The following is a 24,024-nucleotide window of genomic DNA, read 5'->3' as shown; positions in this document are numbered from 1 at the left end:
AAACGGACCGGAAGGATCGCGCCCCCCGGGGTTGCCAGAACGCTTGACGTCGTTGCGTAAACCTTGCGCCGCGGTGACCGTCCTTAGTCTGCGCCGTTGTGGAGGGGCGCCGGGTTCCGTGGGCTTGGGGCCAGAGGCACGTGCGTACTGCGTCTGGGCGGGCATATAGGCCCCGCCCCTCGGCACGCAAAGCGGAAAATGCGCGCTGCCGGATTTTTTTCCCGCGCTCTAGCCGGGCCGCCGGAAACTCCGCCGGAAGGCCGCTGGAGTTCCCGCTGTTCCGCCGGCCGGGACGCTCCCGAACCGGCGATTTTGCCGAGGGCGATTCGGCAACGGTTCGCCGGCTACCGAATTAGCCCTGCCAGCGGGCTCGACGGATCGGCGGCGTATTGGCGCGGCATCCGCCCGGCGAGGAAGGACAGCCGCCCCGCCTCCACCGCCGCCTTCATGGCACGGGCCATCTGCACCGGGTCCTTGGCATGGGCGATGGCGCTGTTCATCAGCACCGCGTCGCAGCCCAGTTCCATGGCGATGGCGGCGTCGGAGGCGGTGCCGACCCCGGCATCGACCAGCACCGGCACCTTGGCATTCTCGATGATCGAACGGATCATCACCGGGTTCTGGATCCCCAGGCCCGAGCCGATCGGGGCGCCGAGCGGCATCACCGCGACTGCCCCCATCTCCTCCAGGCGCTTGGCGGCGATCGGGTCGTCCGAGCAATAGACCATCACCTCGAACCCGTCCTTCAGCAGCGCCTCCAGCGCCTCGAAGGTCGCGCGCATATCGGGATAGAGGAACGGTGGCGGGCCCAGCACCTCGAGCTTCACCAGGTTCCAGCCCCCCGCCTCCCGCGCGAGGCGGAGGGTGCGGACGGCGTCCTCGGCGGTGAAGCAGCCGGCGGTATTGGGCAGGTAGGTATAGCGCCGGGGATCGACGTAATCCTGGAGCATCGGCGCCTTCGGGTCGCCGAGATTGACCCGGCGCACCGCGACGGTGACGATCTCGGCCCCGCTCGCCTCGATGGCGCGGCCGGTTTCCTCCAGGTCCTTGTAGCGGCCGGTGCCAACGATGAGGCGCGAGCGGAAGCGCCGGCCGGCAACCTCCCAGCTGTCGTCCTGGGCGGCGATGGGCAATCCATCCATAGTTCAGCCTCCGCCGATGAAATGCACGATCTCCAGCCGGTCCCCGGCGGCGAGCGGGGTCTCGGCATAGCGGGAGCGGGGAACAATCTCGAGGTTACGCTCGACCGCCACCTTGCGGATGTCGAGCCCGATCTGCGCCAGCAGATCGGCCAGGGTGGCGGCGGCCGGCACCTGCCGCGCCTCGCCATTCACGGAAATCGGGATCGTCGCCTCCATGGGACGAATGTGGCGAAGCCCGGGCCCCGGGGCAAGGCGCCGCCGGCGCAGGGCAGAACCGCTCCGCTTGCGGGCGGAAACCCCTCCGTGCTAGCGCAACCGCCCCGCCCCACCCCTCGGAACCGCCCGCCATGTCGCCGCCGCTGGTCGTCGTCCTGAATGGCCCGAACTTGAACCTGCTCGGGGTGCGGGAGCCGGATAAATACGGCAGCGCGACCCTCGACGACGTGGAGGCGCTCTGCGCCGAGGTGGCCGAGGGGCTGGGGCTCGCGATCGACTTCCGCCAGACCAATGGCGAGGGCGAGCTGATCACCTGGGTGCAGGAATGCCGCGGCCGGGCTGCCGGCATCGTCATCAACCCGGCGGGCTACACCACCACCTCGATCGCGCTGATGGACGCCCTGCTGGCGGTCGAGCTGCCGGTGATCGAGGTCCATATCACCAACATCCATCGCCGGGAGGAATTCCGGCATCACAGCTTCGTCTCCAAGGCGGCCACCGGGGTCATCGCCGGGCTCGGCGTGCAGGGCTACGCCCTGGCGCTGGAGGCGATGGCCGGGCTGATCGGCGCCGAGGCGCCAGACGACGAGGCCTGAGGACGCGCATGAGCAACGGCATCCAATTCGACCCCGAGGCGATCCGCGCCCTGGCGCAGATCCTGCGGGACACCGACCTGACCGAGATCGAGCTGGTCGAGAAGGACAGCCGCATCCGGGTGGCGCGGGAACCCGCGGCCGCCCCTGCCCCGGCCCCCATGGCCTGGCCGGCCGGCATGATGCAGGCGCCGGCAATGCCGGCCGCGGCGCCGGCTGCTGCCATCGTGCCCTCTGAGGCCTCCGAGGTGCCGGATGCCAAGCATCCCGGCCTCATCGCCTCACCGATGGTCGGCGTCGCCTATCTCTCGCCCGAGCCGGGGCAGCCGCCCTTCGTGACGCTGGGCGCCAAGGTCGCCCAGGGCCAGACCCTGCTGCTGATCGAGGCGATGAAGACCTTCAACCAGATCCGCTCGCCGCGTGCCGGCACGGTCACCCGGATCCTGGTCGAATCCGGCACGCCGGTCGAATATGGCGAGCCGTTGCTGATCGTAGAATGATGGAGCGCAGCGACATGCCGTCCGATCGTCGGAGCGCCGGATGGCGCGGAGACGTGAATCGGCCGGCCCTCGCGCGTAGCGCGAGCGACTCATGATGTTCGGGAAAGTCCTGATCGCCAACCGCGGCGAGATCGCGCTGCGGGTGCATCGCGCCTGCCAGGAGATGGGCATTCGCACCGTCGCGGTGCATTCCACCGCCGACGCCGCCGCCATGCATGTGCGCCTGGCGGATGAGAGCGTCTGCATCGGCCCGCCCCCGGCGCGCGATAGCTATCTGAACGTCCCGGCGATCCTTTCGGCCGCCGCCATTACCGGCGCCGATGCGGTGCATCCGGGCTATGGCTTCCTGTCGGAGAATGCCTCCTTCGCCGAGATGGTGGAGGCGCATGGCCTCGCCTTCATCGGGCCGACGCCGGCGCATATCCGCATGATGGGCGACAAGATCGCGGCGAAGGATGCGATGCGGCGCCTCGGCGTGCCGCTGGTCCCCGGCAGCCTCGGGGCGCTCTCCTCGATCGAGGAGGCGCGGCAGGTGGCGGCCGAGGTGAAGTATCCCGTCCTCATCAAGGCCGCCGCCGGCGGCGGCGGGCGCGGCATGAAGGTCGCACGCTCCGAGGACGAGCTGGAGGAGGCCTGGCGCGTCGCCCGCACCGAGGCCAAGGCCGCCTTCGGCAATGACGAGGTCTATCTCGAGAAATATCTCGACCGGCCGCGGCATATCGAGCTGCAGGTGCTGGCCGACACCCACGGCAATGTCGTGCATTTCGGCGAGCGCGATTGCTCCCTCCAGCGCCGCCACCAGAAGCTGGTGGAGGAAGCCGGCTCGCCGGTGCTGAACGCCGCGGAGCGCGATGCGCTCGGCGCGCAGGTGACGCGGGCGCTGCGCGAGCTCGGCTACCGCAATGCCGGCACGCTGGAATTCCTCTGGCAGGACGGTCAGTTCGCCTTCATCGAGATGAACACCCGCCTGCAGGTCGAGCATCCGGTGACGGAGATGGTCTGCGGCATCGACCTGGTGAAGGAACAGCTCCGCGTCGCCGCCGGCGAGGCGCTGGGCTATGGCCAATCCGAGATCCGCTTCCATGGCCATGCCATCGAATGCCGGATCACCGCCGAGGACCCCGACACCTTCGCCCCCTCCCCCGGTCGGGTGCACACCTATCATGCGCCGGGCGGGCTCGGCGTGCGGGTCGATAGCGCGCTCTATTCCGGTTACGCGGTGCCGCCGCATTACGACAGCCTGATCGCCAAGCTTGTCGTCCATGGCGCGACCCGGGCCGAGGCGATCGCGCGGCTGCGCCGGTCGCTGGCCGAGATGGTCGTGGACGGCATCAGCACCACCCTGCCGCTGCACCTGGCCATCATGGAGGACCCGGAATTCCAGGCCGGGAACTACACCATCCATTGGCTGGAACGCTTCGTCGCCCGCCGCCTCGAAGGCGGCTGACGGCTTTGCGATGGCGGGGCGGCAGCGGGGCAGGTATGATCCGGCCATGTCGAGCCGCCATAGGGCCAGGGCCAGGGACCATCGCCCCGCGCCGGTAAGGCGGCGGGTTCCCCTGGCGCCGGCCGCCGCATGAGCCGCCGCCATATCGACATCACGCCGGAGCTGATGCTCCGCGCCTATCGCGCCGGGCTTTTCCCCATGGCGGAAAGCCGCGGCGGCGACCGTCTTTATTGGCTGGATCCGGAGCGGCGGGGGATCATCCCACTCGATGCCGGCTTCCACCTGCCGCGGCGGCTGCTGCGGACCGTGCTCTCCGGCCCCTTCACCGTCACCGCCGATGCGGATTTCGCCGCGACCATCGCCGGCTGCGCCGAGGCGGCGCCGGGGCGGGAGGACACCTGGATCAACCCGGAGATCGAATACCTCTTCACCGCCCTGCACCGGCAGGGGCATGCCCATTCGGTCGAGGTCTGGGAGGGCGGGCGGCTGGTCGGCGGGCTCTATGGCGTCGTGCTCGGCGCCGCCTTCTTCGGCGAGAGCATGTTCAGCCGGGCCCGCGATGCCTCCAAGGTGGCGCTGGTGCATCTGGTGGCGCGGCTGCGGCTCGGCGGCTTCACCCTGCTCGACAGCCAATTCCTGACCGAGCACCTGGCGCAATTCGGCGCCCATGAAATCCCCCGCGCCGACTACAAACGGCGCCTGTCCACGGCCATGCTGGGCGCGGCGCGCTGGATCACGGCGCCCGATCCGGCGGCGCTGGAGGCGGAGATCCGCGCCCTCCGCCCCGCGGCCGGCCCGGCATGAGCGAGGTGGCGCTCGGCCCGCCGCGGCCGAAGCGGGTGCAGGGCGGCAGCGCCACGGCGGATGTGGTGCTCTCGGCGCATGGCGGGGGCAATGCGGAGCTCTTCCCGCAGATCCTCGCCCTGCATGTGCCGGAGGGCGCGGTGGTCGCCGATGTCACCTATGGCCAGGGCGTCTTCTGGCAGCGCGTGCCGCCCGGGCGCTACCGGCTGCTCGCCTCCGACCTCGCCACCGGGACGGATTGCCGGGCCCTGCCCCATGCGGATGGCGCGATCGACGCGCTGGTGCTGGACCCGCCCTATATGGAGGGGCTGCTGCGGCCGAAGGCCGGGACGCGCGGCGGCCAGGGCAGCCATGCCGGGCTGCGCACCTACTACGCCGCCGGCGGCGGGGGCGAGGCGCCGGGGGGTGGGCGTTGGCATCAGGCAGTGCTCGACCTCTATCTGGATGCGGGGCGGGAGGCGCGGCGGGTGCTGCGCGACCACGGCATCCTCATCGTCAAATGCCAGGACGAAGTCAGCGCCAACCGACAGGAGCTGACCCATGTGCAGATCGTGACCGGGCTGGCGGAGCTGGGCTTCTATGCCCGCGATCTCTTCGTCCTGGTCCGGCCCAACCGGCCGGGCGTGGCGCGGCTGCTGCGGCAGGTTCATGCCCGGAAGAACCACAGCTACTTTCTGGTCTTCCAAAAGGTGCCGTCGGGCCAGCCGGTCTCCCGCTACCGCACCCGGGACCTGCCGCCGCGCGCCCCGGGCTTGGCGGATGGCGGCTAAGGGCGCAAGAAGCGCGCCCTTGCTGTCCTCCCCTCGGAGCCTTCCATGTCCGACCGCATCTCCCTCCCCAAGGACCGCATCCGGGTCCTGCTGCTGGAGGGCATCTCCGACAGCGCCGTGGAGCTGCTGGCGGCGTCCGGCTACGAGACCGTCACCCGCCTGCCCAAGGCGCTGGACGGGCCGGCCCTGGCCGAGGCGCTGCAGGGCGTCCATATCCTCGGCATCCGCTCACGGACCCAGCTCACCGCCACGGCGCTGGCAGCGGCCGACCGGCTGATCACGGTCGGCTGCTTCTGCATCGGCACCAACCAGGTCGACCTGGACGCGGCGCGGCTGCGCGGCATCCCGGTCTTCAACGCCCCCTTCTCCAACACCCGCTCCGTCGCCGAGCTGGTGATGGGCGAGGTGGTGATGCTGCTGCGCGGCATCCCCGACCGGTCGCGCTCGGCGCATCAGGGCGGCTGGGACAAGTCGGCCGAGGGCAGCTACGAGGTGCGCGGCCGCACCCTCGGCATCGTCGGCTATGGCAATATCGGCAGCCAGCTCTCGGTGCTGGCCGAGGCCTTCGGCCTGCGGGTGATCTATTACGATCACACCACCAAGCTGCCGCATGGCAATGCCCAGCCCTGTGCCACGCTGGGTGAGCTGCTGGCCGCGGCCGATATCGTCACGCTGCATGTGCCGGAGACGCCGGAGACCATCGGCATGATCGGCGCCGCCGAAGTGGCCGCGATGAAGCCGGGCTCCATCCTCATCAACAATGCCCGCGGCACGCTGGTCGATCTGGACGCCGTGGCGGCGGCGCTGCGGTCGCGCCACCTGCTCGGCTTCGCCGCCGATGTCTTCCCCGAGGAGCCGGCCCGCAACGGCGAGCGCTTCGAAAGCCCGGTGCAGGGCCTGCCCAATGTGATCCTGACCCCGCATATCGGCGGCAGCACGCAGGAAGCGCAGTCCCGCATCGGCCAGGAGGTGGCGCGGAAGCTGATCGACTTCAGCGATACCGGCGCGACCATGGGGGCGGTGAATTTCCCCCAGGTGCAGCTCCCGGCCCGGGCCAGCGGGGCGCGCTGGATCCATGTCCACCGCGACGCACCCGGCATGCTGTCCCGCATCAACGAGGCCTTCGGCCGCCGGGGCCTCAACATCGCGGCCCAGTACTACCAGACCCAGGCGGAGCTCGGCTTCGTCGTGGTCGAGAGCGTCGAGGCGCGCGACCAGGCGGAAGCGATCCTGGCCGAGCTGCGGGCGCTGCCGGGCACCGTGCGTGCCCGGCTGATCTACGAGCGGGAGTAGCAGCTCACCGCATCGGCGGCGCCATCATCAGCCCGCCGCGGGTCCAGAGGTCGTTCAGCCCGCGCGGCAGCCCAACCGGGCTGTCCTTGCCCAGGTGCCGCTCATAGATCTCGCCGTAATTCCCCACGGCCTTGATCGCATTCAGCATCCAGGCGCGCTCGAGGCCAAGGGTGAAACCGAGATCGCCGGTCTTGCCGAGCAGGCGCTGCACCGCCGGGCTCGGGCTCTCGGCCAGCATCTTGTCCGCATTGGCGCGGGTGATGCCGAGCTCCTCCGCCTCGACCAAGCCGTAGATCGTGTAGCGGACGATGTCGAACCACTGGTCGTCACCCTGGCGGACCGAGGGCGCATAGGGTTCCTTGCTGATCCGCTCGGGCAGCAGGACATGCTTCGCCGGCTCCGGGAAGGCGGCGCGGACGGCGGCGAGCTGGCTGGCATCGCCCGTGTAGCTGTCGCAGCGGTTGCTCTCATAGGCCCGCCGGGCCTCGTCCTTGTCGGCAAAGATCACCGGGGTGAAGCGGATATTCTGGCTGCGTGACCAGTCCTGCAGGTTCAGCTCATGCGTGCTGGCCGAGACGAAGCAGATGGTCGCGCCATCGAGCTGGCGGCTGCTGGTGATGCCGGCCTCGGCATGCACGAGGAAGCCCTGGCCATCATAGAAATTCGGCGCGGTGAAGTTCAGGCCGAGCATCGAATCCCGGGTCAGGGTCCAGGTGGTGGTGCGGGTCAGCATCTCCACTTGGCCGGAAGCCAGGGCCGGGAAGCGGTTCTGGCCCGTCAGATGCTGCCAGACCACCTTCTCCGCGCTGCCAAGGGTGGCGGCGGCCACGGCGCGGCAGAGATCGGTATCCATCCCCTGCCAGGTGCCGCGGCTGTCCGGCTGGCTCCAGGCCGGGTCGCCGGTGGAAATGCCGCAGGACAGCGCGCCGCGGGACCGCACGGCCTGCAGGGTCGGGCCGGGGCTCGCCGCCTGCTGCGCGAGGGCGAGGGAAGGCAGCAGCAGGGCCGCGGCCAGCATGGAACGGATGGACATACGAAGTCTCCGGAGAGGTTAAGGGCGGACGGGCCGGGGGGCGCGCAGGCCCTGCGCCAGGGCAATGGCGGCGGGCACCAGCACCGCCACGGCCAGCCGCACCAGGTCGGGCACGCCATGGTAGAAGGCGGCGAAGAGCCCGGCGGCGCCGAGCAGCAGCCGCACCGCCATTCCCATCGGCGCCAGCAGGAAGCCGGCATAGGCGGCGCAGATCGCGGTCAGCGCCCCGAGCTGGATCGCGGTGGCCACCAGGATATCGGCCAGCGAGCCGCGCAGCATGATCCCCGGATCGTAGAGGAAGGCGAAGCCCACGGTGAAGCCGGCGATGCCGAGCCGCGTCGCATGCATGCTGGCCATCAGCGGCGAGGCGCGGGCAATGGCCGCCGCCGCGAAGGCCGCGGCCGCCACGGGCGGCGAGGCATCGGCCAGCACGGCAAAATAGAAGATGAAGAGATGCGCCGGCAGCAGCAGCTCGGCCGGCGACAGGCCGAGCGCCTTGGAGCCGAGATCGAGGATCTGCGGCACGCCGATGGCGGCGGCGATGATGTAGCTCGGCGTGGTGGGGATGCCCATGCCGAGGATGAGGACGGTGACGGCAAGCAGGACCAGCAGCAGGGCGAAATTCCCCGCCGCCAGATCCTTGATGATGCCGCCCAGCGCGACGACGAGGCCGGTCGCGGTCAGGGCCGAGACGACGATGCCGGCGCCGGCGATGGAGACGGCGAGCGGGGCCATGGTCAGGCCGGCATTGGTCAGGCTCTCCAGCACCTGCCGCCAGCCCATGCGGCTGCGGCGACGGAGCGCGGCGATGCCGACCATGGCGAGGGTGGCGCAGAAAGCGGCGAAATTGCCGCTCCAGCGGTCCATCATCAGCCAGACCAGCACGGCGATCGGGATGACGAGATGCGCGTCCTGCGCCACCTCCCGCCAGGCGGGGATGTCGCGCAGCGGCATCGGCGCCATGCCGGCCTTCTTCGCCTCGAAATGCACCGCAGCGAGGATGGCGAAGTAGTAGAGCACCGCGCCGATCGCCGCGGCGATGATGATCTCGCCATAGGGGATGCCGGTGATCTCAGCGAGGACGAAGGCGGCGGCACCCATCACCGGCGGCATCAGTGCGCCGCCGACGCTCGCCGCGCTCTCGATTCCGGCGGCGACCACGGGGCGGTAGCCGATCCGCATCATCAGCGGGATGGTCATGGCGCCGGTCGTGATGACGTTGGAGACGGAGGAGCCGCTCATCGTCCCGAACAGGCCGGAGGTGACGACCGCGACCTTGGCCGGCCCGCCGGAGAAGCGCCCGGCCGCGGCGGCGCCGAGATTGCTGAACAGCCGACCCGTCCCGCTGCCCTGCATGAAGGCACCGAAGACGATGAAGACGGCGATGGTGGTGGCGACGATACCGGTCAGCGGCCCATAGACCCCGCCCGCCGTCGGCACCAGCCAGGAGGCTTCGAGGATCTCCGCCAGCGTGAAGGGACGGCTGTTCAGCAGGCCGGGGATATAGTGGCCGAAGCCCATATAGGCGACGGAGATGATGATCATCCAGGCCAGCCCGACCTCGACCGCCCGCCGCGTTGCCTCCAGCAGGGTGAGGATGGCGAGCACCGCCAGCACCATCATCTCCGGCCCGAAGGGATCGACATATTCCATCCGGTCGGCGACCCGGTCCCAATGCCACATCACCCAGGCATGCGGCGCCGCGGCGGCGAGCACCCAGAGCCAGTCCGGCAGGCTCGGCCGATGCGCCGGGGAGCGGCCGGGCCGCGCCGGATAGAGCAGGAAGAGCGGCGGGACGAAGACCAGCAGGTGGAAGGCCCTGAGGGTGATCGGCTCAGGGAAGCCGAAGCCGCCGAAATAGAGGTGGATGGCCGAGGCACCGGCCAGCCACAGGGTCACGATCAGCTTCAGGGGTCCGGCAAGGTCGCGCATGGTGCTTCCCTATGCAAACGCCTTGCCGGCTGCAAACGACTTGTCGACGCCAAGCTAGGCGGGCAGCGCGCCGGCCTCCTTGAAGGCCTTCACCGCGCCGGGGTGGAGCGGCACGCCCTGATACTTGGCCGAAGCCTCGGGGTTCCAGGCCGCCATGCTGGCATGGATCGAGGTCAGGCGCTGGCCCTTGTTGCGGATCAGGGTGCGGGTGACCTTGTAGGCCACCTCCTCGGACAGGCTCTCATGCACCATGAGCACGCTGTCCATCATCGTCACCGGCACATCGCCCGATTGCAGGCTGGGATAGGTGCCGGCCGGGATGATGCCTTCGGCATAGGAATAGCGGTCGATCAGGTGCTTGCGCACATCGGCCGGGAATTCGGTCAGCACGCCGGTGCGGCGGCCCTGGGCGATCTCGCTGAAGATCGCCGCCGGACGGGCGAGTGCGGCATAGAGGTAGTCGGCCTGGCCATCGGAATAGGCGGCGCCGATATCGGCATAGCTGCCGGTCAGGTAGCGCCCACCCTCGGCCCTGATCTTGTCCGGGCTGGTGCCGAGGAATTTCAGGATCCGCTGCAGCGTCATCTCATCGGTCGAGGAACGCTGCGGGCAGGCGAGGCGCAGCCCCTTCTGCGTCAGGATCGAGCGCATGTCCGTCGGCCCGCCATCGGCCCGGCGGAGGAAATGATGCTCGGTCGGGGAATAGCCGGTGCCGAGGCAGCGCAGCGCTTCGTGCTTCTCGGAATAGGGTTCCTCGCCTGCGCGGGCGGCAGCGGCGAAGGTGTCGATGCCCCAGCCCATCTGCGACTGGTTGCGGTTGACCCGGGTGGAATTGGCCAGGCCGCCGCCCGGGACGACGCGGATCTGGAGGTCCGGATTCTCGTCCTTGATCAGCGCCGACAGGCCGGCCGCGATGGTGTACCAGCCGCCACCGAGCGAGCCCGCCACCCATTCCAGCGTCTGCTGCGCCGCAGCCGTGCGGATGAAAGGCAGGGCCAGGGCGCCGCCACCAAGGGCGCGCCGGGTCCAAAGGGTGTTCATGCTCACTCTCCCAGCCGAAACCGGGGCGGGATCATGCGGCCGCGCAGCGGCGGCCGCAACCATTCCCGCTCAGCGGCACATCAGCACGGGCATGTCGCTGTTCTCGAGGATATGCCGGGTGACGCCGCCGAGGATGAGCTGGCGCAGCCGGGAATGGCTGTAGGCGCCCATGCAGAGAAGGTCGGCCTGGAAGTCCCGCGCCGCGCCCAGCAGCCCCGCGCCGACATCCTTGGTCAGCGGCTTGAACAGTGCCGGCTCGGCCTCGATCTCGTGCCAACGGAGATAGCTGCGGATGCCCTCCACCTTCGGCCCGCGCCGCTGGTACTCGTCGGCATAGAGCAGGCGCACGGCGTTGGCACGGTGCAGCCAGGGCAGCGCCGCGGCGACGGCGGCAGCGCTCTCGGCCGAGCCGTTCCAGGCGCAGCAGACGCGCGTGCCGATGCTGGCCGGCACCTGGCGCGGGGCGATCAGCACCGGCCGGCCGGAATCGAACAGCACGGCATGCAGCGCATCCGAGGAGGAGACGTCCTCATCCGCCTCCGGATGCGGCACCACCGCCATGTCGTAGAGGCGCGATTGCTGGGCGACCACATCCTCCTCGCGCCCGGCGATGCTCTCGAAGGACAGGGTCGGGCCATCGGTCTTCAGCGCCGTCTCGGCGCTGTTGGCGATGGCGACTCCGCCGGCGGTATCGGCGAAGCGGTCGAACAGGGCGCGGACGCGGCCGGCGCGGTCGCCGCTCTCGCGCTCGGTCGCGGCCATCATCTCCTCGATCATGGCGCCCGACAGGCCTTCGCCGGCCAGCGGCGCCACATCCCGGGCATCGACCCGGACATGCAGACAATGCACATGCGCGTTCCAGATGCGCGCCACCATCAGGGCGGTGGCGAGCGCGGCTTCCCCGGCAGCGGTACCGGTCAGGGGCAGCAGCAGACGACGATAGGCCATGGCGCGTCTCCCAAACGGCGCGGAAGCACTATTCCTAGCACGGATCGGCGGGGGTGATGCCAAGCCCTTCCAAGGCCGCCGGCAGCGGGTCCCCCGCGGCGTCGAGGGGCTGCCATGTCACCACGCCGGGATCGCGCGCCGCAGCCGCGGCCAGCACCGCCGCATCGGCATCCGAGGCATCGCCGGTACGGGCGGCGATCCGCGCCTCCAGCACCGCGCGCGGGGCCGTGAGCCAGAAGCCGGTGAAGGGCACGCCAGCGGCCCGCGCCGCAGCCTCGATCGCGGCACGCTCCTCCAGCCGCAAGAAGACGGCATCGGCCACCACCGCATGGCCGGCGCGCAGCACCGCCTCGGCCGTCGCGGCGAGTTCAGCGAAGACCGCGGCGCTTGCCTCGGGCGTATAGGCTTCGGGCGGCAGGCGCTGTTCGGGCGGCAGGCCGGCCTGGCGCTTCCGGATCTCGTCGGAGCGCAGCACCAGCGCACCGGGCGCGGCGCCGAGCTCCGGCGCGAGCGCGCGGGCGAACCGGCTCTTGCCCGTGCCTTGCAAGCCGCCGACCGCCACCAGGCGCGGCGGGGTGGGCGCCAGCATCGCCTCGGCCCGCGCCAGATAGGGCAGGCCATCGGCGCCGCGGCTGGCGGTGGCATGCGCCCGGATGATGGCGCGGAGCGAGAGCCAGAGCGGCAGGGCGCCGACCAGTCCAGCATCGCCGCTGCGCGCGACATAGCGGTTCAGCACCCGGTTGGCGGCGGCGCGGCCCAGCCGATGCTCCAGATCCATCAGCAGGAAGGCGAGGTCGTAGCCGGTATCGATGGTGGCCAGCGCCTCGTCGAATTCCAGGGCGTCGAAGGGCGTCACCTGGCCCTGCCAGAGGCAGAGATTGCCGAGATGCAGGTCGCCATGGCAGCGCCGCACCCGCCCCGATGCGGCGCGCGCTGCCAGCAACGGGGCGAGCCGGGCGAGCGCAGCGCGGGCCGCCTGCGCCCAGGCCTCGACCCGCCCGGCGGGCAGGCCGGCCGCCAGCGCGGCGCGCCGGTTGCCCTCCAGCACCGGGGCGAAATCGGGGGCGGCGGCGGGTGGCAGGGCGGCATGCATGGCGACGACGGCATCGGCCACCGCATCCAGCCGGGCCGGATCGAGCCCGCCTTCCGCCACCGCCTCGAGGAAATCCCCCGGCGGGACGGGGGCCATCCGCAGCACCCACTCCACCGCCTCCTCTGTCCCACCGAGCGCCAGGCTGCCATCGGGACCGCGGGTGATGGGCAGGATCTCCCGATAGATGTCGCGGGCGAAGGGACGGTTCAGCGCCCATTCGCGGCGCAGCAGCCTCTCCCGCTCCTCCAGCCGGGTAAAGTCGAGGAAGCCGAGGGCGACCGCCTGCTTGAGCTTGTAGGCATCTTCCGGGCCGACGAAGACGGCCGAGATATGCGTCTCGATCGGCGCCGCGCCGGTGAGGCGCCGCAACAGGGCAGCGGCTTCCTCCTGCGGCGCCGGGATGCTCACGGGTAGAGCGCCTCCACCCTCCAGCTCTCGGCCTCTCGGTGAAAGACCTGCCGCTCATGCAGGCGGAAGGGCATGTCGCGCCAGAATTCGATCCGCCGCGGCAGGATCCGGAAGCCGGACCAGAATTCGGGACGCGGAATCTCGCCGATGCCGAATTTCATCGTGTATTCGGCCACCGCCTTCTCCAGCGCGAAGCGGCTTTCGAGCGGGCGGGACTGCCGGCTGGCCCAGGCGCCGATGCGCGATCCACGCGCGCGGGAGGCGTAATAGGCATCCGCCTCCTCCCCGCTCACCGCCTCGACCGCGCCCTCGACCCGGACGCTGCGGCGGAGGCTCTTCCAATGAAAGCAGAGGGCCGCGCGGGGATTGGCCTGCAGCTCCCCGCCCTTGCGGCTTTCGAGGTTGGTATAGAAGACGAAGCCTCGCGCATCGACGCCCTTCAGCAGCACCATCCGGGCGGAGGGATACCCATCCGGCGTACAGGTCGCGAGGCAGACCGCGTTCGGATCATTCGGCTCGGATTGGGCCGCTTCCGCCATCCAGGCCTCGAAGCGGGCGATCGGATCGGCGGCGCTGCTGTCCATGGCGGTAATCCCGGGTAACGAGGGGTGCGGGCGGGAAGGCTTGCCCGCCGGGCGGGGGTGTGCCACCACCCAAGGGCTATCACAACACCCACGGCATTTCCGGTCCCTGTCCCATGTCCGATGCGCCCCTCGCAGACGCCCCAACCGGCACGCTCATGGCGGGCAAGCGCGGCCTGGTCATGGGGGTCGCCAATGACCGCTCGATTGCCTGGGGCATTGCCCGGGCTGTGGCGGCCCAGGGCGCTGAGGTTGCCTTCACCTATCAGGGGGAGGCGCTGGAGCGCCGCGTTCGTCCGCTGGCCGAGAGCGTCGGCAGCAAGCTGGTCCTGCCCTGCGACGTGACGGACGATGCCAGCGTCGACGCCGCCTTCGCCACCATCAAGGAAGCCTGGGGCGGGCTCGACTTCCTGGTGCATGCCATCGGCTTCGCCAACAAGGACTATCTGCGCGGCCGCTACCTCGACACGCCGCGCGATGTCTTCCTGCAGGCGCTCGACATCTCGACCTTCTCCTTCGTCTCGGTCAGCCAGCGCGCCGTGCCGCTGATGAAGCCAGGCGGGTCGCTGCTGACGATGAGCTATCTCGGCGCCGAGCGCGTCACGCCGCATTACAACGTGATGGGCGTGGCGAAGGCAGCGCTGGAGGCGAGCGTACGCTACCTGGCAGTCGATCTGGGTGGCATCGGAATCCGGGTGAACGCGATCTCGGCCGGGCCGATCAAGACGCTGGCCGCCAGCGGGATCGGCGACTTCCGCTACATCCTCAAGTGGAACCAGTACAACGCGCCGCTGAAGCGCAACGTGACCATCGAGGAGGTGGGCGGCGCCGGCCTCTATCTGCTGAGCGACCTCTCGGCCGGGGTCACCGGCGAGGTGCACCACGTGGACAGCGGCTTCCATGTCGTCGGCATGAAGTCGGTGGATGCGCCGGATATCAGCACCGTCTGATCGTCCCCGCGCATGTCGCATAACAGCTTCGGCCACCTCTTCCGCGTCACCACCTGGGGCGAGAGCCATGGCGCCGCCATCGGCTGCGTCGTCGATGGCTGCCCGCCGCGGATCGCGCTGACCGAAGCGGATATCCAGCCCTATCTCGACCTGCGGCGCCCCGGCGCCTCCCGCTTCGTCACCCAGCGGCAGGAGCCGGATCAGGTCCGCATCCTCTCCGGCACCTTCGAGGGGCTGACCACCGGCACCCCGATCTCGCTGCTGATCGAGAATCAGGATCAGCGCAGCAAGGATTACGGGGAGATCAAGGACCGCTTCCGCCCCGGCCATGCCGACCTGACCTATGAGCTGAAATACGGCATCCGCGACTATCGGGGCGGCGGTCGCTCCTCGGCGCGGGAGACGGCGATGCGGGTCGCGGCCGGCGCGGTGGCGCGCAAGGTGCTCGATGGCGTCACCATCCGCGGGGCGCTGGTCCAGATGGGCGATGACCGCATCGACCGCGCCGCCTGGGACTGGGCCGCAACCGCGGAGAACGAGTTCTGGTGCCCCGACCGCGCCGCCGCCGCCCGCTGGGAGCAGCGGCTGCTGGAGGCGCGCAAATCCGGCTCCTCCCTCGGCGCCGTCATCGAGGTGGTGGCGGAAGGTGTGCCGCCCGGCCTCGGCGCGCCGATCTATGGCAAGCTCGATGCCGATATCGCCGCGGCGTTGATGGGCATCAATGCGGTGAAGGGGGTCGAGATCGGCGAGGGCTTCGCCGCCGCCGCCCTGACCGGCGAGGCCAATGCCGATGAGATGCGGATGGGGCCGGATGGCCGCGTGATCTTCGGCGACAATCATGCGGGCGGTGTGCTGGGCGGCATCTCGACCGGCCAGCCCATCGTCGCGCGTTTCGCGGTGAAGCCCACCTCCTCGATCCTGACGCCGCGCCGCTCGGTGGACCGGTTCGGGCAGGAGGTGGAGGTGCTGACCCGGGGCCGACACGACCCTTGCGTCGGCATCCGCGCCGTGCCGGTGGGAGAGGCGATGCTGGCCCTGGTGCTGGCCGACCACCTCCTGCGGCATCGGGCGCAGAATCCGGACGCGCCGAGCGAGGCGCGGCTGCCGCGGAATTAGGGCCCGTTAGACAAGGTCGGCGGTTGAGGGCCGGCGAGGGATTTTTTGACCCCGGAATGAGGACGGCGAGGCTGATGCTGGTTGCATCGGCAAGCCGGCCGACGCACCGGGGGCGAAAAAGACTCGCCGGACCGACCCGATCGGCCTTGTCTAACGGGCCTTAGCCGAGCAGCACGTCATCGGCCACAAGCGCGGCCTTCGGGACGTGCAGCAGGGTCAGGCTGTCGCCGCCGCCGAGATCGATGACGGCGCTGCCGGCTCGCTCGGTAGTGGCGGCGAGCACCGCGGCAAAATTGGCGAAGCCGCTTAAGCGCAGATGGTCGGCGCCTGGGGTGAAGTCGCCGATCAAGGTCGCGCCTTGGCCGACCAGGAACAGGTCGGCGCCCGCGCCGCCGAACAGGGTATCGTTGCCGCCGCCACCATCCAGCGTATCCGCGCCGGCCCCAGCGAGGAGCCAATTGGCCGAGGCGCTGCCGGTGAGGCTGTTGTCGCCGGCATTGCCGCGGCCGAACAGCGTGGTGCCGAGCAGCACCAACGCCTCGACGTTCTCGGGGAGGGTCGCGCCGCCGCCCGGGATGTTGGCCAGAACGGTGTCCCAACCGCCACCCGGCCGTTCCATCACCCGCTCGCCCCCGCCATGGATCAGGTAGCGGTCATCGCCCGGGCCGCCGATCAGCAGATCGGCCCCGCCGCCGCCATCGAGGCTGTCGTCGCCACCCAGGCCACGCAGCAGATTGGCCCCGGCGGTGCCGGTGATGCTGTTGTCGCCGGCATTGCCGCTGCCATTGCGGGCCGCGCCGACCAGCCGCAGCGCCTCGACATTCGCCGGCAGCGTGGCGTCCACCGAGGCAAGGATGGTGTCGCCCCCCTCCCCGGGCGCCTCGATGATCGTGACCCCGGCCTCGTCCATCCGGTAGAGGTCATCGCCCAGGCCACCTTCCAGTCGGTCGGCGCCGCCTCCGCCATCCAGCGTATCGGCTCCTGCCCCACCGCGCAGCGTATCCGCGCCCGCGCCACCGAACAGGCTATCCGCGCCAAGGCCAGCGGTGACCTCGAGGCGTTCGAGATTGCGCAGCAGGGTGGTGCTGGTGCCGTCCGTGAGGCTGCCCATTGCCAGAACCAGGCCCGCAATACCGCTGCTGCGGTCGATGATGCCGAGATCGAGGCCGGCGCCGCCGTCCATCACCGTACCCCAGGCGGCGGAGACCAGCGTGTCCTCCCCCGCGCCGCCCTCCAGCGCATTGTCCCCGGCCCTGCCATCGAGCCAATCCGCGCCGCCACCCTCCAGCGTATCGGCGCCATCGCCGCCCAGCAGCGTATCGGCCCCGGCGCCGCCAGTGACCGAGACCCGTTCCAGCCCCCGCAGCAGCGTCGTCGCGCTGCCATCTGAGAGGCTCGTTGCCGTCAGGACCAGGCTCGCGGTGCCGGTGCTACGGTCGAGGAGGCCGAGGTCGAAGCCCGCGCCCCCGTCCAGCACCGCATCCCAGCCCGCTGAAGCCAGCGTGTCGTCGCCCGCGCCGCCATCCAACAGATTGGCCCCGGCCCCGCCATCCAGCCGGTCCTCCCCAGCCCCACCGCGCAGCATATCCGCCCCGTCGCCACCCAGCAGGGTATCGTCCCCCAGGCCGCCAGTGACCGAGAGTCGCTCCAGGCCCCGCAGCAGGGTCGTGGCGCTGCCATCCGACAAGCTCGTCGCCGTCAGCAGCAGCGTCGCGGTGCCGGCACTGCGGTCGAGGATCCCGAGATCGAGCCCCGCACCGCCATCGAGCACAGCATCCCAACCGGCGGAGACCAGCGTGTCATCGCCCGCGCCGCCATCCAAGGCATCGGCCCCGCCCCCGCCATCGAGCGAATCCGCCCCGCCACCGCCGGCCAGGGTATCGGCGCCCTCCCCGCCCAACAGGGTATCGGCGCCGGCGCCGCCGAGAACCGACAGGCGCTCGATGCCGAGCAGCAGCGTCGTCGCGGTGCCGTCACCAAGCCGCCCAGCCGGCGCATCCAGCAACTGCCCCGTTCCGCTGAAGCCGCGATCGAGGATGGCGAGATCCGCTCCCTCTCCGCCATCGAGCAGGCTGTCCCAGCCGGCCGAGACCAGAGTGTCCTCACCGGCGCCGCCATCCAGCGCATCGGCCCCGGCCCCGCCATCGAGCCGGTCCGCGCCACCGCTGCCGGCGAGACTATCCGCGCCGTCGCCGCCGTGCAGGCTGTCATCCCCCGCGCCGCCGGTCACGGAGAGGCGCTCCAGCCCAGAGAGCAGCGTCGTGGCCGTGCCATCGCTCAGCCGCCCGACGGCGGCGTCCAGCACCACCGCCAACTCGCTGAAGCCGCGGTCGAGCAGGCCGAGATCCTGGCCCGCAGCCCCATCCAGCACCGCATCCCAGGCGGCAGAGACCAGCGTGTCGTCGCCGACGCCGCCATCGAGGCGATTGGCCCCGCCGCCCCCCTCCAGCCAATCGGCCCCGGCCGCGCCGGCCAGGCTATCCGCTCCCTCGCCGCCGATCAGCCGGTCATCGCCCGCGCCGGCGATGACGGACAGGGCCTCCAGCCCGCGCAGCAGCGTGGTGGCGGTGCCATCAGTCAGCAGCCCGGCCCGCGCATCCAGCCGCAGCGCCGCCGTGGCGGAGCCCCGGTCGAGATGGCCAAGATCCACCCCCTCGCCGCCATCCAGCACCGCGTCCCAATCGCCGGACACCAGCGTGTCATCGCCCAGGCCGCCGGCCAGGGCGTCTGGCCCGGCCATTCCGTCCAGCCAGTCCTTCCCGGCGCCGCCCAGCAGCGTGTCCTCGCCGTCGCCGCCGGAGAGGATGTCATTCCCCACCTGCCCCGCCAGCAGGTCGGCGCCCTCGGCGCCATAGGCCCAATCCGCCCCGCCTGTGCCGGAGAGCGTGTCGTCCCCCGCCCCACCATGCAGGCTGGCCGGCGCCTGGCCGGGGGCCAGCAGCAGCACGTCATTGGCGGAGGAGCCGATGAACTCCTCCACCCCGATCGCCATTCCCGGCAGCATCCGCAGATCGAGCAGCAGCCCCTCGACCGGAGCAATCCATCGGTCATAGCCCGGCCCACCATCGACCCCATCCGCCGAGACGCCGATCCAGGCCAGGGCGATGCGCCATGGCATGGCCTTCCCAACATCCAGCAGCAGCGTGCCCGTGAAGCGGGTGTCCGCCTCGGCATAGAGAAGGTCGTCGCCCGCACCGCCCTGGAGCGTATCGGCGCCCGGGCCGCCGACCAGCGCATCGATCCCGACCTCGCCCTGCAACAGGTCATCGCCGGCGCTGCCATAGAGCGTATCGGCGCCGTCACCGCCGCGCAGCGTATCCTGCCCGGCGCCACCATCCATGGCATTGGCGCCCGCATTGCCGAGGAGGATGTTGTCCAGCTCATTGCCCCAGCCATTGGCGTCGCCGGCGGCATCGGTCAGCACCAGCCCTTCGATATTGACCGGTAGCCCCCAGGCCTGGGCGGCAATGATGGTATCGCTGCCCTCGCCCGCGGCCTCGATCACCGCGTCACCGGGGCCGATGCGGTAGCTGTCGTTGCCCGGCCCGCCGATCAGGATGCAGGCGCCATTGCCCGCCAGGCTGTCATCGAAGGCAGAGCCGCGCAGGAGGGCGATGTTCACCAGCGTGTCGATGCCGCCCCAGCCATCCCGCACCGTGCCGGCGGCGAGATCGGCGGCGATGCCGGAGGGGTCGCCGGCGTAATCGGCGCCGATCAGCGTGCCGAGGGTCGGCGCCCGCAGCGTGTCGTTGCCGGCCAGGCCGCGCAGCCAGGTATAGGCCCCGCCGACCGAATAGCCGGTCAGGTCGTCGCCGAGCGGCGTGCCCCAGGCGGATTCGATATTGCGCAGCACATCAGTGCCGCCCCACTGGTCATGGCCGATGCCGGCGGTGAGATCGACCACCACGCCGGTGGCCGCCAGCCCGCCATTCTCATAGGCGACGGTATCGAAGCCGCCGCCGCCATCCAGCGTGTCATTGCCCGCAGCGCCGCCCAGGCGCTCATCGGCGGCGGAGCCCCCGATGCTGTCGTTGCCCGGCCCGCCGGCGACGATCTCGATCCCGGCCAGCCGGTCGGTGCCGCCGGGCTTCAGCGCATAGGGTCCGATGGTGAAGCCGCCCGAGACGCGCGTGGTGAGCACGACGGTGACGGCGCCATCGCCGGCATAGCGCCATTCATCCTGCCCGGCCCGGCCGTCGAAGCTCTTGTTGCCGTCACGGCCGGAGAGGAAGAGGTCGTCCCCGGCCGAGCCCATGACGGTGTCGCCGTAGGCTGAGAGGGCGGCGACCCGGCGGATATTCACCAAGGTATCGGTGCTGCCCCATCCATCCTGGCCGCTGCCCGCCTGGAGGTCGATGGCGATCGGCCCCGGGCTGGTGGCGTAGGCGGCCTGGACGGCGGTGGTGCCATTGCCGATAAGGAGATCATTCCCCGCCCTGCCCTCGAGGCTGAGGGCGAAGAAGCCGGCGCTGGCGCCGGAGGCATCCAGCGTATCCGCCCCCGCCGTGCCGGCGATGAGCTGGATGCCGGTGAAGCTGTCCACGCCGCCGCCCGGCTTGGCGGTGCTGCCGGCGGCGGTGCCGGCGATGGTGACGGCGACCGGCCCGACCAGCCCGTCATAGCTGAGCGCATTGCCCGCCCCGGCGCCGCCGGCGATGCGGTCGCGCCCGGCGCTGCCGAGGAAGGTCTCGGCGAGGCTGCCGCCTTGGAGGCTGTCATCCCCGGCCGTGCCGGCGATGACCGACCCGCCCGACAGGCTCAGGAAGGTGCCGTCCACGAAATCCGCCGGAGCGAGGCCGGCGATGCCATCGAACTGCACCACCAGATCCGTCGCATCCAGCCGCCCGTTGCGGTCGAGGTCGAGCACCATCCAGCCGCCGCCCGCGCCCGGCAGCCAGTAGAGCTGATAGGCATCGAGGGCCTGGGTCGGCAGCGCCATGCCGGCCAGGGGCGCGGCGATGACCCGGCCGGTGCTGCCGCTGAAGACCAGGGCGCGGGCGATGCCATCCGCCCCTGTATAGGTCCCGGCATCGGCGCCGCTGCCATCGCTGCGGCCGAACCAGGCATTGCTGATCCGCAGCCGGTCGCCCTCCGCCCGGCTGAAGCCGGTGACGAGGTCCATGCCGGCGAGGCTCGACCAGGCGGCTTCCCCCATGCCCTGGAGCAGCAGCGTATCGGCGCCGGCCCCACCCTCCAGCGTATCGGCGCCGAAGCCGCCCTGGAGGCTGTCATCCCCAACGCCGCCACCCAGCGCATCCGCGCCGGCGCCGCCGAGCAGCAGGTCGTCGCCCTCGGCGCCCGTCAGGCTATCGTCGCCGGCGCCGCCATCCAGCACATCCGTGCCGGCGCCGCCATCGAGCGCATCCTCGCCCTCCCCGCCCAGCAGGCTGTCGAAACCCGCGCCGCCGAGCAGGCTGTCATTCCCCGCCCCGCCCGCCAGCGTGTCGTCGCCATCGAGGCCGGCGAGCCTATCCGCCCCGGCGAAGCCGAGGATGCTGTCCGCCGCGGCGCTGCCGGCGAGGCTGTCGGCGCCGGCGGTGCCGAGGAGGGAAAAGGTGCCAGGGAGAAAATCCGTGGCCCCGATGGCGATGCCCGCGGGCAGGTCGAGCCGCAGCACCAGATCGGCGGCGCCGAGGATGCCGTCACGGTCGAGATCGAGCAGCAGCCAGCCGCCGGCGCCGAAGCCCGACTGCCAATACAGCGTCAGGCCCTCGCCGCCCGTCGCATCCGGCAGCGCCATCCCGGCCAGGGGCGCGGCGCGCGCCGCCAGCGCCCCGCCGAAACCGACCGGCAGCGCCGCCTGGCCGGAGAGGCCGAAGCTGCCGGTGGCGAGGGGCAGCAGGCCCGTGCCGACGGCTTCCCCGCGCAGGACCAGCAGATCGCCCTCGGCGGCGTTGAAATCGGCGATGCGGTCGGGCGCGGCGAGGCTGCTGCCGATCGCGCCACTGCCCTGGAGGATGAAGCGGTCCGCCCCCGCTCCGCCGGCCAGCCAATCACCGCCGGCGCCGCCGAGCAGCGTATCGGCGCCCTCGCCGCCCAGGAGGCTGTCCGCCCCGGCACCGCCCTGCAGGGCATCCGTCCCGGCGCCACCGGCCAGGCTGTCATCCCCGGCACCGCCGACCAGCCCGTCATCGCCCGAACCGGCGGTGAACCAGAGCTGCTCCACGCCGGTGACCTGGGTGCCGTCGATCTGGCTGACCAGTCCGGGGGCCAGCAGGTAGAAGCGGATGGCCGAAGTTGCGGCGGAGCGGTCGATGACGGCGCGGTCGGTGCCGGCGCCGCCATCGAGGGAATCGATCCCGGCTCCGGCCAGCAGCGTATCATCGCCGCCGAGGCCGAGCAGCGTATCGCTGCCCTCGCTGCCCGGCAGCCCATCGGGCCCCGCGGTGCCGGTGACCGTGGCCATGCAACTCCCCGCCGCGGCCGGCCGGGATCGGCGGGCCAGTCGCGACGGGTGTAGCGAGGCGGGGCTTAAGGAATGGCTGAGGCGGCGGTCAAGCGATCAGGATATCCGACGCCTGCAGCGATGCCGCGGCGACATGCAGCAGCCGGATGCTGTCGCCACCGCCGAGATCGATGAAGGCCATGCCCTGGTTGTCCGCGACCTGGGTAAGGTCGGAGAAGCCGCTGAGGCGGATACGGTCGCTGCCCGGGGCGAAGTCGCAGATGATGTCGGCGCCGCAGCCCGGGGCGAAAGTAAAGAGATCCGCCCCATCCTGGCCGCAGAGCATGTCATTGCCCGCGCCGCCATCCAGCGTATCCGCCCCGCCGCCGCCGAGGATCCAGTTGGCCGCCGCATCGCCGGTGATGGCATTGGCCAGCGCATTGCCGCGGCCATAGGTCGTGGCGCCGAGCAGGGTGAGGTTCTCGACATTCTCCCCGAGGGTGAAGCCGCCGCCATCGATCCGCGCCAGGACGGTATCAGTGCCCGCATTCGGCGCCTCGGTGACGATGTCGGAAGCCCTGTCCACGAGATAGGTGTCGTTGCCGGCGCCGCCCAGCAGATAATCCGCCTCGCCATGGCCGGATGCGCCGTCGAGCCGGTTAGCGGCGGCATTGCCGATCAAGGTGTCCTGGCCACTCCCACCGACGGCGTTCTCGATCACGGCCCCGAAGGCGATGGCGAGGTTGTCGTGCCCGTCATAGCTCGGCGTCGGTGCCTGGGTGGCGAAGGCGGGAATTTCCAGCCGCTTCTCGGCATCCGTCTGGCGCAGGCCGATGGAGGAGGTGTGGCCATCGCGCAGGTCGATGATGTTGGGCAGGGTCTGGTTATGCGCGTCGATGGTGTCGGTGCCGCCGGCATCCCAGATGGTCTGGAAGAAGCGGGCATTCGTCGGCCAGACATAGGAATCGTCGCCCGTCGCGGTATGGGTATTTGCGTCATACAGATATTGCACGGCGGCGATGTCGTAGAGCATCGGGCCGCTCGGGTAGATCACATCCGTAGTGTATTGGTAGCCGCTGGCCGTGCCGGTCACGGTGACGATCCCGGCATTGGCCGGGGGCGCATAGGCCATGACCGTATGCGCGGTATCGTCGGTGGAATCCGGCAGGGTCAGCGCCCCTTCGAAGGGGTGCTTCAGGCCGATCGCGTGGCCGACCTCATGCACCAGCGTGTCATAGCCATATTGCCCGGGCTGCAAGCGGTCATTCGCCGGCTGGGTGGCGATATAGACATCGCCGCCGATCGGCACCTCGGAGGTGTTGAGGATCGTGGCCGAGCCGCTGGAATAGGTGGTGCCGAAGCTCGGGAAATAGGCATAGCCACCGCTGCCGGTCATGGCATGCTGGCCGAAGCGGATCTCGCCGCCGGCGCCGGCATCGGCGACCTGGGTGAAGCCGATATCGGCGACCGAGGCCCAGGCAGCGAGGGCCTGCTTCGCCGCCGCCTGCATCGCCGCCGACATGGGGACGAAACCCGCCCCCGGATAATGGGCCTGGATGTCGTAATAGCCTGGGAAACCCGTCATGAAGCTGTAGGTGACGTCGGCATGGGTGCCGAGGCCACCCGGGCTCGCCAGCGGCGTGCCGATCGCGGCCGGATAATTCCACCGCGCGGTGGGCTGCCCATCGAGGATTTCGAGCAGCGGATCGTAGACGCTCATGGCTTGTCCTTACACCCACCAGCCGCACGAAAAGGTGAGTATCATGCGAAAG

General features: G+C 70.7%; 18 protein-coding genes. 8 read left to right on the top strand and 10 right to left on the bottom strand.

The features are described 5' to 3' along the window. Positions 1–344 precede the first annotated feature (344 nt). Together JMJ55_RS05520 and thiS are read right to left on the bottom strand one after the other, a co-directional pair. Positions 345–1,142, bottom strand: a complete 798-nt coding sequence (locus JMJ55_RS05520; RefSeq protein ID WP_202824515.1) for a thiazole synthase — start codon at positions 1,140–1,142, stop codon at positions 345–347. Positions 1,143–1,145: 3 nt separating this feature from the next. Next, positions 1,146–1,358 carry a sulfur carrier protein ThiS gene (gene thiS, locus JMJ55_RS05515; protein ID WP_202824514.1) on the bottom strand — a complete coding sequence of 71 codons (213 nt, stop codon included), beginning with the start codon at positions 1,356–1,358 and terminating at the stop codon, positions 1,146–1,148. A 131-nt stretch (positions 1,359–1,489) separates the two neighbouring features. Here thiS and aroQ point away from each other — a divergent pair, with 131 nt between their 5' ends. From aroQ to serA, 6 genes are all read left to right on the top strand, one after another. After that, entirely contained in the window at positions 1,490–1,954 is a 465-nt protein-coding gene (gene aroQ / locus JMJ55_RS05510; RefSeq protein ID WP_202824513.1) for a type II 3-dehydroquinate dehydratase, read from the top strand. A gap of 8 nt (positions 1,955–1,962) precedes the next feature. Then, positions 1,963–2,451 carry an acetyl-CoA carboxylase biotin carboxyl carrier protein gene (gene accB, locus JMJ55_RS05505; protein WP_202824512.1) on the top strand — a complete coding sequence of 163 codons (489 nt, stop codon included), beginning with the start codon at positions 1,963–1,965 and terminating at the stop codon, positions 2,449–2,451. 94 nt (positions 2,452–2,545) lie between these two features. Further along, on the top strand, positions 2,546–3,898 hold the full coding sequence (accC, locus tag JMJ55_RS05500; protein WP_202825001.1) for an acetyl-CoA carboxylase biotin carboxylase subunit: 1,353 nt from the start codon (positions 2,546–2,548) through the stop codon (positions 3,896–3,898). A gap of 129 nt (positions 3,899–4,027) precedes the next feature. Continuing rightward, on the top strand, positions 4,028–4,702 hold the full coding sequence (gene aat, locus JMJ55_RS05495; protein WP_202824511.1) for a leucyl/phenylalanyl-tRNA--protein transferase: 675 nt from the start codon (positions 4,028–4,030) through the stop codon (positions 4,700–4,702). Continuing rightward, positions 4,699–5,472: a hypothetical protein gene (locus tag JMJ55_RS05490; RefSeq protein ID WP_202824510.1), complete on the top strand. Its 774-nt coding sequence runs from the start codon at positions 4,699–4,701 to the stop codon at positions 5,470–5,472. The genes aat and JMJ55_RS05490 overlap by 4 nt, the downstream gene beginning before the upstream one ends. Positions 5,473–5,517: 45 nt before the next feature. Continuing rightward, on the top strand, positions 5,518–6,765 hold the full coding sequence (serA, locus tag JMJ55_RS05485) for a phosphoglycerate dehydrogenase (RefSeq protein WP_202824509.1): 1,248 nt from the start codon (positions 5,518–5,520) through the stop codon (positions 6,763–6,765). Between the two features lie 4 nt (positions 6,766–6,769). Here serA and JMJ55_RS05480 read toward each other — a convergent pair whose 3' ends face one another. The 6 genes from JMJ55_RS05480 to pdxH all read right to left on the bottom strand — a co-directional run bounded on the left by JMJ55_RS05480 (position 6,770) and on the right by pdxH (position 13,804). After that, entirely contained in the window at positions 6,770–7,798 is a 1,029-nt protein-coding gene (locus JMJ55_RS05480; RefSeq protein WP_202824508.1) for an amino acid ABC transporter substrate-binding protein, read from the bottom strand. An 18-nt stretch (positions 7,799–7,816) separates the two neighbouring features. Beyond that, positions 7,817–9,730 carry a TRAP transporter permease gene (locus JMJ55_RS05475; protein ID WP_202824507.1) on the bottom strand — a complete coding sequence of 638 codons (1,914 nt, stop codon included), beginning with the start codon at positions 9,728–9,730 and terminating at the stop codon, positions 7,817–7,819. A 54-nt stretch (positions 9,731–9,784) separates the two neighbouring features. Next, the gene (locus JMJ55_RS05470) at positions 9,785–10,771 is read right to left on the bottom strand and encodes a TAXI family TRAP transporter solute-binding subunit (RefSeq protein WP_202824506.1); all 987 of its coding nucleotides are present in this window, start codon (positions 10,769–10,771) and stop codon (positions 9,785–9,787) included. Between the two features lie 69 nt (positions 10,772–10,840). Further along, on the bottom strand, positions 10,841–11,719 hold the full coding sequence (locus JMJ55_RS05465) for a universal stress protein (protein WP_202824505.1): 879 nt from the start codon (positions 11,717–11,719) through the stop codon (positions 10,841–10,843). 34 nt (positions 11,720–11,753) lie between these two features. Next, complete coding sequence (locus JMJ55_RS05460; RefSeq protein WP_202824504.1) at positions 11,754–13,220, bottom strand: bifunctional aminoglycoside phosphotransferase/ATP-binding protein; 1,467 nt, start codon at positions 13,218–13,220, stop codon at positions 11,754–11,756. After that, positions 13,217–13,804 carry a pyridoxamine 5'-phosphate oxidase gene (pdxH, locus tag JMJ55_RS05455; protein WP_202824503.1) on the bottom strand — a complete coding sequence of 196 codons (588 nt, stop codon included), beginning with the start codon at positions 13,802–13,804 and terminating at the stop codon, positions 13,217–13,219. Before pdxH ends, JMJ55_RS05460 begins: the two co-directional genes overlap by 4 nt. A 113-nt stretch (positions 13,805–13,917) precedes the next feature. Here pdxH and fabI point away from each other — a divergent pair, with 113 nt between their 5' ends. Both fabI and aroC read left to right on the top strand, forming a co-directional pair. Beyond that, the gene (fabI, locus tag JMJ55_RS05450; RefSeq protein ID WP_202824502.1) at positions 13,918–14,751 is read left to right on the top strand and encodes an enoyl-ACP reductase FabI; all 834 of its coding nucleotides are present in this window, start codon (positions 13,918–13,920) and stop codon (positions 14,749–14,751) included. Between the two features lie 12 nt (positions 14,752–14,763). Then, on the top strand, positions 14,764–15,867 hold the full coding sequence (gene aroC / locus JMJ55_RS05445) for a chorismate synthase (protein WP_202824501.1): 1,104 nt from the start codon (positions 14,764–14,766) through the stop codon (positions 15,865–15,867). A 160-nt stretch (positions 15,868–16,027) separates the two neighbouring features. Here aroC and JMJ55_RS05440 read toward each other — a convergent pair whose 3' ends face one another. Together JMJ55_RS05440 and JMJ55_RS05435 are read right to left on the bottom strand one after the other, a co-directional pair. Beyond that, a complete protein-coding gene (locus JMJ55_RS05440) occupies positions 16,028–22,273 on the bottom strand; it encodes a calcium-binding protein (protein WP_202824500.1) in 6,246 nt (2,081 codons plus the stop codon). A gap of 88 nt (positions 22,274–22,361) precedes the next feature. After that, entirely contained in the window at positions 22,362–23,972 is a 1,611-nt protein-coding gene (locus JMJ55_RS05435) for a M10 family metallopeptidase (protein WP_202824499.1), read from the bottom strand. Between the last annotated feature and the right edge of the window lie 52 nt (positions 23,973–24,024).

The organism is Belnapia mucosa (assembly GCF_016775475.1).
GTDB lineage: Bacteria > Pseudomonadota > Alphaproteobacteria > Acetobacterales > Acetobacteraceae > Belnapia > Belnapia mucosa.
This window is presented reverse-complemented; position numbering and strand designations above follow the sequence as displayed.

What these genes read in the sequence shown, in the direction of transcription:
- JMJ55_RS05520 (WP_202824515.1), bottom strand. Translation starts at nt 1,142, where the DNA reads ATGGATGGATTGCCCATCGCCGCCCAGGACGACAGCTGGGAGGTTGCC.
- thiS (WP_202824514.1), bottom strand. Translation starts at nt 1,358, where the DNA reads ATGGAGGCGACGATCCCGATTTCCGTGAATGGCGAGGCGCGGCAGGTG.
- aroQ (WP_202824513.1), top strand. Translation starts at nt 1,490, where the DNA reads ATGTCGCCGCCGCTGGTCGTCGTCCTGAATGGCCCGAACTTGAACCTG.
- accB (WP_202824512.1), top strand. Translation starts at nt 1,963, where the DNA reads ATGAGCAACGGCATCCAATTCGACCCCGAGGCGATCCGCGCCCTGGCG.
- accC (WP_202825001.1), top strand. Translation starts at nt 2,546, where the DNA reads ATGTTCGGGAAAGTCCTGATCGCCAACCGCGGCGAGATCGCGCTGCGG.
- aat (WP_202824511.1), top strand. Translation starts at nt 4,028, where the DNA reads ATGAGCCGCCGCCATATCGACATCACGCCGGAGCTGATGCTCCGCGCC.
- JMJ55_RS05490 (WP_202824510.1), top strand. Translation starts at nt 4,699, where the DNA reads ATGAGCGAGGTGGCGCTCGGCCCGCCGCGGCCGAAGCGGGTGCAGGGC.
- serA (WP_202824509.1), top strand. Translation starts at nt 5,518, where the DNA reads ATGTCCGACCGCATCTCCCTCCCCAAGGACCGCATCCGGGTCCTGCTG.
- JMJ55_RS05480 (WP_202824508.1), bottom strand. Translation starts at nt 7,798, where the DNA reads ATGTCCATCCGTTCCATGCTGGCCGCGGCCCTGCTGCTGCCTTCCCTC.
- JMJ55_RS05475 (WP_202824507.1), bottom strand. Translation starts at nt 9,730, where the DNA reads ATGCGCGACCTTGCCGGACCCCTGAAGCTGATCGTGACCCTGTGGCTG.
- JMJ55_RS05470 (WP_202824506.1), bottom strand. Translation starts at nt 10,771, where the DNA reads ATGAACACCCTTTGGACCCGGCGCGCCCTTGGTGGCGGCGCCCTGGCC.
- JMJ55_RS05465 (WP_202824505.1), bottom strand. Translation starts at nt 11,719, where the DNA reads ATGGCCTATCGTCGTCTGCTGCTGCCCCTGACCGGTACCGCTGCCGGG.
- pdxH (WP_202824503.1), bottom strand. Translation starts at nt 13,804, where the DNA reads ATGGACAGCAGCGCCGCCGATCCGATCGCCCGCTTCGAGGCCTGGATG.
- fabI (WP_202824502.1), top strand. Translation starts at nt 13,918, where the DNA reads ATGTCCGATGCGCCCCTCGCAGACGCCCCAACCGGCACGCTCATGGCG.
- aroC (WP_202824501.1), top strand. Translation starts at nt 14,764, where the DNA reads ATGTCGCATAACAGCTTCGGCCACCTCTTCCGCGTCACCACCTGGGGC.
- JMJ55_RS05440 (WP_202824500.1), bottom strand. Translation starts at nt 22,273, where the DNA reads ATGGCCACGGTCACCGGCACCGCGGGGCCCGATGGGCTGCCGGGCAGC.
- JMJ55_RS05435 (WP_202824499.1), bottom strand. Translation starts at nt 23,972, where the DNA reads ATGAGCGTCTACGATCCGCTGCTCGAAATCCTCGATGGGCAGCCCACC.